We start from the raw sequence: 9719 nt of genomic DNA, 5'->3' as shown, positions 1-9719 counted from the left end.
GGAACTGTTTAAATTGCCTTGCGATTACTCGCAAGACAATACACAAAAAAGAACAAAGGGATAAAAATGAACCGTTCAGGTACCGGGTGGCTGCTGCTGGCAGGCCCCCTGCTTTTGGCTACATCCTCGGCGCAAGCCAACTACTCCCCCAATGACTGGCGACAGTATCAGCTGACTGGCGAATCGAGCCGGCAGCTGGCCGCTCGCATCACCGAGATCACCTACGAGCTCAAGGCGCGCAGCAGCAATGCACCCTATCAGCAGCTTAGGGTCTACCGCCGCTTCGACTGGCAGAACAGCGATCTCGCCGCACTGGCCGAGCAACAGTGTGGCGACCCGCAGCTCAAGGTAGATGCGGGCTGGCAGATCCGCTTCATGCGCTGTGAAGACCGGATTCCAGCGGGCAAGCTCATTCCCGCCAGCAGTTATGACTTCGGTTATGGCCTCAAGCAGGGTCGCTGGGAGCAGCTGGCGGGCACGCCGACCGCCCAGCGGCAGGATCGTCTGCCGCTGCCGCAAGCCATCATCCTGGGTCAGAGCGAAAGGGAGCTGGATCGTTGCGAGCTCAACGCGCAGGGCCGCTGCGCCGAGTCGGAGTGGCACTATCAGCCGCAGGATTGGCAGCAGTTGCAGGTACTTGAAGAGACCCCGAGTGAACGGGATGGCCGGTTGGAGCAGATCTTCTTCCGTCTGCAACCGGTGGCAGGCAGTCAGGCTGCCGCTCAGGTCAGCGAGCTCCATGTCTGGCGCCGCTATCAGTGGCAGCTGGATCAACTCACGCCTCAACAGGAGTGTGATGAGCCGCAGGAGCGCAAGGAGGGGAGCAACACCATCCGCTATCGCATCTGCCGTCAGGTGATCCCCGCTGGCAGCGAGGTTCAGGTAACGTTGCAAGATAGCGGCTACCAATACCCGGTCGCCGGCGGCGAGTGGCAACCCCTGCCAGAGAGCAAAGAGTGGCAGGAGAGCCGGGTGCTCAATCGCCCCATCGTGCTGGCCAGCAAGGAGGAGCAGCTGGAGTGCCGCCGTGCCAACGGTCGTCTCTGCTCGGAGCCAGAGCAGCCCGATGTGGATCTGCTCGACAGCGATGCCGCCAAACTGGTGGCCGACGTGAGCGGCCAGAACAGTCCTGCCTGGCAGGCGGATTACGGCCACGATGACGCCAAGCTGATGGCGGTGGTGCGCGGCATGCGTGCCCTGCTGGCGGCCAACCAACCGACCCATCCGGCAATGGACAAGCTGCTCTACTATGTGCGCGCCCACAACTACCACGGCGGCGTTGGCAAAGAGAGTGATCAGGCCGCCCGGGCTCTGGCCGGGGTGATGATTGATCTGCTCAACCACCCATTGCTGCTGGGAGCTGAACCACAGGATCAGGCTGGCACAGTGCTGGAAGCCTGGAGCGTGGCAGCGCAGGGCCAACTTGGCCAAGCCGCCTTCCGCCAGAGTGCCGCCCCCATGCTGACCCAGCTCAACCAGGCGCTCGGCTATGCGGTGCAACATGCGGCACAGATCAATGGCCACAAACCCTGGGCCGATGGCCTGTTCGAGCTGCTCAATCTGGTCGATCAGAGCGCCTCTTACGGTCAGCAGGCAGACTTCAGCGCAGCTGTGCTGCAACAGGAGGCGGCATTGCGCCAGAGCCTGCTGCAACTGGGCCTGAGCGAGCTGGCCCTCTGGAAACAGCGCGATGGCTCACGGGGTCTGTTTATCTTCAACAACATCCTCGATGCCCACAGCCGCCTCTACCAGATGATGCGCTACCTCCATCACACCAGTCCGGATAAGGCGATTGCCTATCGCCAACAGCTGGATCGCGATGTCATCGCCATCATGCGCCAGCAGGGGCTGATCCCGGGTGGACAGCATCCGGCTGCCATGCTGGAAGAGGTCTCCCTGACCCTCTCCAGCTACTACCTCACCTACACGGATCGCACCAGCGAAGCCTGTGTCAGTGGCGAGTTCGCCGGGCTTTGTACCCCGATCCGCATGGAAGATATTCTGCCGTTCGAGCACACCTGCTCGCCAACCCTGCGTCTGCGCGCCCAGGATCTGACCCAGGCTGAGGCCGAAGGGATCTGCCGCGAGCTGGGTGATGAAGAGCAGCGCTTCCACCAGCAGATGGAGACAGGCTGGCAACCGGTGGCCGATGATCACAACGAGGCGCTGGAGCTGGTGATCTTCAACTCCTCCGCCGACTGGGGCCGCTACGGCAGCGCGCTGTTTGGCGTATCCACCGACAATGGCGGCATCTATATTGAGGGGGATCCGGCTCGCCCCGGCAATCAGGCCCGCTTCTTCGCCTATGAGGCGGAGTGGAAACGCCCTGCCTTCCAGGTGTGGAACCTGCGCCACGAGTACGTTCACTATCTGGATGGCCGCTTCAACCAGTACGGCAGTTTCGGCCACTATCCGCTCAACCGCACTACCTGGTGGGCCGAGGGGATTGCAGAGTACATCGCTCACGGCCAGTGCTTTGCCCGGGGTCTGGATAACGTGGCAAACCGCCCTGCCAACCAGCGCCCGACACTGGCGGCGATCCTCCACCTTGACTACGAGCAGGGTGGCGAGATGGTCTACTCCTGGTCCTATACCGTGCACCGCTTCCTCAACGATACCGGTCGCGGCGCCTGCTGGCTGGCGCTGGCACAGGCGCTTCGCAACCCGGATCGGCAGCAGGCGATGAGCGACTTCGAAGGGGTGCTGGACCGGCTGATCGCCAACGACAGCGACGCCTATCAGGCGTGGCTCGCCCGGGATCTGCTGCCCTGGTGGCAAACAAACAAGGAGTCAGACGCCTGCAAGGGTAACGACTCCGCCCACTGATAGACATCCAACACAAAGAGGGGCTGCCACCGCAGCCCCTCGCTTTTTCCCCCGCACTCCCTCCTCTGCTGCGACAACCTCTGCCCGAATGAGGTGCCCGCCCGTTATCAAGCCTGACGCCAGCGGCCGAGTTGTAATAGAATGCCGATAGCCATTCCCAACTTCAGACCCTGACCGCACCGCGCATGAAGAAGTTTGCCAAGATCCTCCTCGCCTGCCTCGTTTTGCTGCTGGCCCTGATTGCCATGCTGCTGGGCTACAGCGAGTGGATCGTCTCGGATGCCCGTCACTACACCTACGATCGGGTGGACAAGGTGCCCTACAACCGGGTTGCGGTGGTGCTGGGTACCTCCAAATATCTCTCCGGTGGCGGCCCCAACCACTACTTCAAATACCGTATCAAGGCGGCGGCCGAGCTCTACAACAATGCCAAGGTGGACTTCATCATCGTCTCCGGTGACAACGCCACCGTGCAGTACAACGAGCCACGCCAGATGCGCCGCGCCCTGATCAAGGCGGGCATCCCCGCCTCCGCCATCTATATGGATTTCGCCGGATTCCGCACCCTCGACTCAGTGGTTCGCGCCAAGGAGGTGTTCGGCCAGGAGCGCTTTACCGTGGTCTCCCAGGGCTTTCATAACGAGCGGGCCATTTTCATCGCCCGCCATTTCGGTATCGATGCGGTCGGCTTCAATGCCGAGGACCCCAGCGCCTATCAGGGGATCCGCACCCGGGTGCGGGAAGTCTTTGCCCGCCTGATGGGGTTGCTCGACCTCTATGTACTGGACAAGGGGCCCAAGTTTCTCGGGGCACCGGTCCCCATCGGTCTGCCTGTGCCTTGCCAGTCACTGAGCACCATCGGCAGCCTGCAACCCTGCCTCAAACAGCCCAAACCGGCTGTGGATGAGGCAAAGCCAGCGGCAGTCTCTGCCGCGGTTGCCACCGAGTCTGCTACTCCATCAGCCTCGGCCGTGACGGAACAAGTCACGCTAGCTTTATCCGCTGCGGCAACGACTGAGCCGATCACTCCCGCCAAATCCGCGGCAGAAACCGCCGCCGAGATGCCCAGCGCGGCCTTGCCCACGTTGCCGGTGGCCTCTTCAGCCGCCAGCGCCAGCACAGCCACACCATAAACAGACGACCCGCCAACTGGCGGGTCTTGCTATTACAGCGCGGGTTGTGGCGGTGAGCCTGCACACCCATACCCAGCGACAGGTCAGCCTCGCGCCGCCTGATAGCGGCGGGCCACTTCGGCCCAATCCACCACCTGATAGAAGGCTGCGATATAGTCAGGACGCTTGTTCTGGTACTTGAGATAGTAGGCGTGCTCCCACACATCCAGCCCCAGGATCGGGGTATGGCCATGCATCAGGGGACTATCCTGATTGGCACTGCTCTCCACCTGCAATCTGCCCGCCTTGTCCACCACCAGCCAGGCCCAGCCGCTACCAAAGCGGCTCAGGGCCGCCTGAGTGAAGGCCTGCTTGAAAGCATCGAATCCCCCCAATTCCCGCTCGATGGCCAGCGCCAGCTCACCGCCTGGCTCACCGCCCCCCTGCGGGCTCATCACCAGCCAGAACAGGGAGTGGTTGGCATGGCCGCCGCCATGGTTGCGGACCGCCCCTTGCAAGGTGGCGGGCAGAGTATCGAAGCGGCGCAGCAGATCCTCAACCGGCAGTGCAGCCAGCTCTGGCGCCCCTTCCAGTGCGGCGTTGAGGTTATTGATATAGGTCTGGTGATGACGGCTATGGTGGATCTCCATGGTCAGGGCATCGATATGGGGTTCCAGTGCGTCGTAGGCATAGTTCAGGGCAGGCAGGGTATGGCTCATGATGACCTCTGTTCGGATTAATGGAGCCGGGATGAGGGCTCGCTCTGACACAGGCAGTGACCGAGCGAACGCATGATCCCGGCGTGGCTGCCGTGGCGCTGTACGAACGTCAGCAACTCGGCACGGGTTGTGCGGGTATGGCGCAAAGCCGCCTCTCGCAGGCGAGAGGAGCAAGCGGGGGAGTGACAGGTCGCCAGCAGGCAGTCGTGCACATAGCAGAGCAGGTCGGCGGCGCGATCGGACAGAGTCATGGCCACCAGCAGATCCGCCAGATTGTGGTGAGCCACAACCAGCGCAGCCACCGCCTCATCGGCGTCATGCCACTGCACCAATTGCTGACGAGCCAGCCAGAGCGCCTGCTGATAATGGGCCAACGCCTGATGATACTCGCCGCAGTCAAACAGCCGGTTACCCTCTCGAGTCTGCTGTTTCCAGTGACTCATGCTGCTGCCACCTTCGGTTGACTCGACCCACCCCTTCACCCAGGTTGCTGTCATATACTTCACACCAACAAATGATAATAATTATCATTACACAAATCATATCCGGGAGACAAGGGGCGTCTGGAATCGCAGCAAACAGCCAAAACAGCGCGGCCACCCCTTGGCAAGGAGTGGCCGCTTGAGGCAACCGGTCAGTGGATTCGACCGGCCAATGGCAAGTTAACGGCAGGTCAGATGTTGTTGGCTGGCGAAGGCGGGGCGATCCCCAGCAGCATATGGTCCATCATCCCCACCATGCGCCCTATCTCGGGCTTGGTGATGGTATCGTTGGCCCCCAGTTGCAGCGCTTTCTGGCGGTTGTCATCGCTCATCAGAGAGGAGAACATCACGATGGGCATATCCTTGTAGGAGGGGGTATCCCGTAGCCGCTTGAGCAGGTGCATACCATCCATGCGCGGCATCTCCACATCGGTGATCACCGCATTGACGAAGCCGGTCACCGGCATTCTCTCCTCCTGGGCCAGACGATCGAAATCCGTCATCATCTCCAGCCCCTCTCCCCCGTCCTTGGCCGTGATCACGTTGTAGCCAGCGGTGCGCAGGGTGGTCTCGATCATCTTGCGGATAAAGGCCGAGTCGTCCACCACCAGAATTGTTTTGCCCTGTCGCAGCGCCATCATGCGATCGTCGATAAGCACTTTGCGATCTTGGGTGACGTCGTACTTCTCCATGCTGAGCTCGGGGTTGATATCGGCGATGATCTTCTCGAAATCGAGGATCATGATGAGGTTGCCATCGCGCCTGACCACGGCCACCACGCAGTCGTTCTCCCCCGCCTCCAGAAACTGGCTGGGGGACTCCACATCCTCCCAGGATACCCGGTGGATCCTGCTGACGCTATCGATCAGAAAGCCGTTGGCCATCTTGTTGAAGTCGGTGACGATCACCACCTTGTGGCTGGGGTCAGGGTTGGTCTTGATGCCGAGCCAGCCCGCCAGATCCACCAGCGGGATGAGGCGATCCCGCAGGGAGAAGACCCCCACCATATGACGCTGGGCGTTGGGGTAATCTGTGGTCTCCGGCACCCGGATCACCTCGCGCACCTTGGCGACGTTGATCCCGTAATAAGCGGTTTTTTCACGGCCGTCCGGTAGCTGCTTCTTGAGGTGAAACTCGATGATCTCAAGCTCGTTGGTGCCACTTTCGGTCAGGATAGATTTACGCTCTTCCCCATCTTTGGACATCATGGTGACTCTCATTCTGGTTGCGCGGGCAGCAGACCGCTGCGGTTTTCCCTCAGTATAGGAATGGAATTCACCCAACGGCTCGGATCTCGGCAAGATTGCATCGTTAACCGCTTGATCCCGCAGGCTGGCGGGATCGTATCTGCCAATCAGGACAACATTGGCGGATGGTGAAATCCATCATGTACTTACAAGGAGCCTGAGATGAGTGAAGGTATCGTCGTGATTGGCGCTTCTGGCGGGATCGGGGCGGCTCTGGTGACACACTGGTTGGCGGCGGGTGTCGGGCCAGTGATTGCCATCAGCCGTCAGCCCGCACCAGCAGGAGCCTCTTCGCCAGCCCTGCACTGGCTATGTTGTGATTACAGCGATGAGCAGATGGCAACTGCGGTAGCCCGCATCGCGGAGTTGGCACCGAAACCGCACAGGGTGGTGATCTGCAACGGCATCCTGCATCAGGGGGAGATCCAGCCGGAGAAGCGGCTCGAATCACTCAATCTTGATGCCATGACCCGTCTCTACCAGACCAACGCACTGCTGCCGCTGTGCTGGTTCAGCCAGTTGTTACCGCTGTTTGGCCGCGAGCCTTGCACTCTGGCCGTTCTCAGTGCCCGGGTCGGCAGCATTGGCGACAACCGAGCGGGCGGCTGGTATGGCTATCGCGCATCCAAGGCTGCCCTCAACATGCTGCTCAAGTGTGCCGCCATCGAGCTGGCCCGGCGGGCCCCAGGCGTCAAATTGTTGGCCTTCCATCCCGGCACAGTGGATACCCCGCTCTCCCGCCCGTTTCACGCCAATGTACCGGCGGGAAACGTGCAGAGTCCCGAGCAGGTAGCCAACCATCTGGTTAACCTGATGAACCGGCTACAACCGGATGGCGAACTGAGCTTTCTCGACTGGCAGGGCAACCCTATCGAGTGGTAGAGGAACTCAAGAGACGCGCCAGCAGCGCCCGCAAACTCTTGATCACGGCCGGCTTGCCCGCCAGTTGCAACCTCGCAGCCAGTCTTCCCCAGTCGGCATATTGCCAGATGGCTGCTATCAGCAGATAACGCTCGTCAGGAGTCAGTGAAGCCAGCACAGCCAGATGGCGTGCCAGCCATAACTGCAAGCTCGACTGGCTCAGTTCGAACGGCTTGTGATGCAGGGCAAAGCACTCAATCTCGTCGCGCTCGAACTCGCCAAGCTCCGCTGCGGTAGCGGTACTGCCTTGCAGACATTGCCATACCAGCTCGGGATCCAGCTCGCTCAACTCACCAGCCAGCAGGGTAGGCAACTGGCGAATGAAACGCTGCTGCCACTGATCCAGCTCGGGCTCATGCTCGGGTTTCAGCGCCTTTAGCAGCAGGGCTGCGTGGCAGCCGCTGGCGGCATCCCGTTGCAGACCGATGCGCAGCACCTCCAGCCCTGCCTTGCGCCAGAAGGGGAGCAGGTCGGCGCTGGCCGAAAAGGCCGAGCCGAGGTAGTCGGTGCCAATCTGGCGATAGTGCTCCTCAAGCTTGCCAAGCAGCAGTGAACCCAGACCGTGCCGTTGCAGCTCGGGGTGGATGGCGATACGCATCACCCGGGCGTAGCTGCGCCCCCCCGCAGTCTTGAAACCGGCATGAGCTAGCAGCGACTGGGGCAGCAGATGGCCGCGCGGACGACGACGCCCGGCCCAGATCGCCTCGGCCAGCTCGGGATCTATCTCCCCTTCCCGCGCCACCAGCGCCACTCCCAGCAGGCACACATCCTGCTCCAGCAGATGGATGTCGAGATCCGGGCTCTCCAGCAGCGATCTGAGATCGCTCGGCGTAGTCTGGTAGTGAGCCAGCACCAGCAAGCCGAACAGCTGGTTGAGCAACGTCTCGTCGCTCGCCAGCACCTCCTGATTGACCAGACGCCAGCTCGGGCTGGTCGGCGGCAAGGGCATTGCGACTTCGGCATTGAGGCCGAGCAGGCGGAAAATCAGCGGCTCCAGCGGATCACGCTTACTCCAGCGAATGGGCTCAGAGAGGTGGATCTCCTGCCACTCCGGGGTCTGGCTATCGAGCACACGCTTGAAGCGCAGGTGAAAACCGCGCCCCGTCCCCTCGTAACCATGCTCGGTGGTGGCAAACACGATGCGGCTGTGGCGGGCCAGCATGGCCTCGAGCAGCGGGGTCGGAATGGCGGCCGCTTCATCCACCAGCAGCAGATCGGGATTAATCGCCTCGTGCACCAGCCGATCCGGCGAACAGTAGCTCAGCCCAGCCAGCTGTCCAGGCGTGGTATCTAGCCCGCGAGCGGCGTGGGCAAACAGGGTCGCTACCGTTGCCTGCGAGGGGGCCGTCACCACTATGTTCAGCGAGGGTTGCTGGCGCAGCAGCTCGGCGGCAGCCAGCCCCAGCAGCGCACTCTTGCCTCGGCCGCGGTCGGCGCTCAGCACCAGTGGCCGACGACGATGGCCGTGCAACACCTTGTGGATGGCGGGCAGTGCCCGTGTCTGATCGCAGCTCAGCCTGCGCTCCGGCCCAATCGGTTGCCACGGCTGCGAACAAACCGGCGGCTCCAGAGAGAGGGCAGGATCACCTTCCAACAACCGCACCAGCCGGGCGATAAAGCCGTGGCCCGCCCGGCTCGCCTCCTCCTGCTGGGCCACCAGCCGGATCCGGTCGGGATCCGGCCATGCGGGCCACTGCGCTCTGGGTGGGGTCAGCAGCAACAGCAAGCCTCCGGCGCGAAGAGTGCCCGCCAGCGCCCCGAAGGCGTCGGGATGAAAGCCGCTGAAGGCGTTTAACACCAGCGTGTCACACTCCTGACCGAGCCGCTGCAGCGCCTTGGCGGCGGGTTGCGGGGCATAACACTCGGGCCCGGCGCCAAGCCAGAAGACGGTCTCGCTGAGCAGGGATTGGGCGCGGGCAATGCAGTCGGCCTCCTCCCCCTCCAGCCTGATCAGGCGCCGCTCGCCGGCGCGGGCCAGCGCATTGCGCAGGCTGTTGAGCTCAGGCGGCGTCATGAAGCCTGGCTGTAAGCCGGTTTGCGGGGCTCGAACATGCGATCTCCCATCTGATCGATAAAGGTGTGGGCCTTCTGCACCATGAAACGCTCAGCATCGGCCGGATTGGCAAACAGATCGGAGCGAATAAAGCGATGAGTCTGCAGCACGCCGTCCAGCTCCTTGGTGATGCGCCCTGCCAGTCGGTACTGGCCACCTTCTGCCATGGGCTCCGGATAGATGAGATAGCCAGCATATTCGGTGGGAGTGACTTCCGGCGCCTTGGTCGGCTCGCCCCCGAACAGGGCGCTGAACAGTTTCTTGAGCATGGTGATCTCCTCTGGTTGCCAGCATTGTCCCCAAGGGGTTGCACAGTGGCAAGCAGGGGATCTTATTACCAATGGTTATTTGCACTACGA

The 9719-nt window shown here is 62.0% G+C and carries 8 protein-coding genes; 3 read left to right on the top strand and 5 right to left on the bottom strand.

Features of this window, described 5'->3' with window-relative positions:
* Window positions 1–66 precede the first annotated feature (66 nt).
* On the top strand, window positions 67–2826 hold the full coding sequence (locus G5182_RS05735; RefSeq protein WP_227341880.1) for a collagenase: 2760 nt from the start codon (window positions 67–69) through the stop codon (window positions 2824–2826).
* A 185-nt stretch (window positions 2827–3011) separates the two neighbouring features.
* Entirely contained in the window at window positions 3012–3959 is a 948-nt protein-coding gene (locus G5182_RS05730; protein ID WP_421254251.1) for an ElyC/SanA/YdcF family protein, read from the top strand.
* Window positions 3960–4042: 83 nt separating this feature from the next.
* On the opposite strand, the gene G5182_RS05725 is transcribed toward G5182_RS05730, so the two are convergent.
* The 3 genes from G5182_RS05725 to G5182_RS05715 form a co-directional block, all read right to left on the bottom strand.
* The gene (locus G5182_RS05725; protein WP_064341604.1) at window positions 4043–4657 is read right to left on the bottom strand and encodes a superoxide dismutase; all 615 of its coding nucleotides are present in this window, start codon (window positions 4655–4657) and stop codon (window positions 4043–4045) included.
* Between the two features lie 17 nt (window positions 4658–4674).
* Window positions 4675–5154, bottom strand: coding sequence for a tetratricopeptide repeat protein (locus G5182_RS05720; protein WP_227341878.1), 480 nt, complete (start codon window positions 5152–5154; stop codon window positions 4675–4677).
* A gap of 176 nt (window positions 5155–5330) precedes the next feature.
* Window positions 5331–6347, bottom strand: coding sequence for a chemotaxis protein (locus G5182_RS05715; protein WP_227341877.1), 1017 nt, complete (start codon window positions 6345–6347; stop codon window positions 5331–5333).
* Between the two features lie 201 nt (window positions 6348–6548).
* Here G5182_RS05715 and G5182_RS05710 point away from each other — a divergent pair, with 201 nt between their 5' ends.
* Window positions 6549–7268 carry an SDR family NAD(P)-dependent oxidoreductase gene (locus G5182_RS05710; RefSeq protein WP_227341876.1) on the top strand — a complete coding sequence of 240 codons (720 nt, stop codon included), beginning with the start codon at window positions 6549–6551 and terminating at the stop codon, window positions 7266–7268.
* On the opposite strand, the gene G5182_RS05705 is transcribed toward G5182_RS05710, so the two are convergent.
* Entirely contained in the window at window positions 7255–9321 is a 2067-nt protein-coding gene (locus tag G5182_RS05705; RefSeq protein WP_227341875.1) for a tRNA(Met) cytidine acetyltransferase TmcA, read from the bottom strand. The genes G5182_RS05710 and G5182_RS05705 overlap by 14 nt on opposite strands.
* The gene (locus G5182_RS05700; protein ID WP_227341874.1) at window positions 9318–9629 is read right to left on the bottom strand and encodes an HlyU family transcriptional regulator; all 312 of its coding nucleotides are present in this window, start codon (window positions 9627–9629) and stop codon (window positions 9318–9320) included. Before G5182_RS05700 ends, G5182_RS05705 begins: the two co-directional genes overlap by 4 nt.
* Window positions 9630–9719: the final 90 nt, after the last annotated feature.

This window comes from Aeromonas sp. 600948 (assembly GCF_049174875.1).
In the GTDB taxonomy this organism is placed as follows: Bacteria; Pseudomonadota; Gammaproteobacteria; order Enterobacterales; family Aeromonadaceae; genus Aeromonas; species Aeromonas veronii_A.
Note: the sequence above shows the minus strand (reverse complement) of the source record. Positions and strands in the feature narration are given on the sequence as shown.

Bases quoted from the DNA above. Each gene is read 5' to 3' on its own strand.
- G5182_RS05735 (WP_227341880.1), top strand. From the start codon at position 67: ATGAACCGTTCAGGTACCGGGTGGCTGCTGCTGGCAGGCCCCCTGCTT.
- G5182_RS05730 (WP_421254251.1), top strand. From the start codon at position 3,012: ATGAAGAAGTTTGCCAAGATCCTCCTCGCCTGCCTCGTTTTGCTGCTG.
- G5182_RS05725 (WP_064341604.1), bottom strand. From the start codon at position 4,657: ATGAGCCATACCCTGCCTGCCCTGAACTATGCCTACGACGCACTGGAA.
- G5182_RS05720 (WP_227341878.1), bottom strand. From the start codon at position 5,154: ATGACAGCAACCTGGGTGAAGGGGTGGGTCGAGTCAACCGAAGGTGGC.
- G5182_RS05715 (WP_227341877.1), bottom strand. From the start codon at position 6,347: ATGATGTCCAAAGATGGGGAAGAGCGTAAATCTATCCTGACCGAAAGT.
- G5182_RS05710 (WP_227341876.1), top strand. From the start codon at position 6,549: ATGAGTGAAGGTATCGTCGTGATTGGCGCTTCTGGCGGGATCGGGGCG.
- G5182_RS05705 (WP_227341875.1), bottom strand. From the start codon at position 9,321: ATGACGCCGCCTGAGCTCAACAGCCTGCGCAATGCGCTGGCCCGCGCC.
- G5182_RS05700 (WP_227341874.1), bottom strand. From the start codon at position 9,629: ATGCTCAAGAAACTGTTCAGCGCCCTGTTCGGGGGCGAGCCGACCAAG.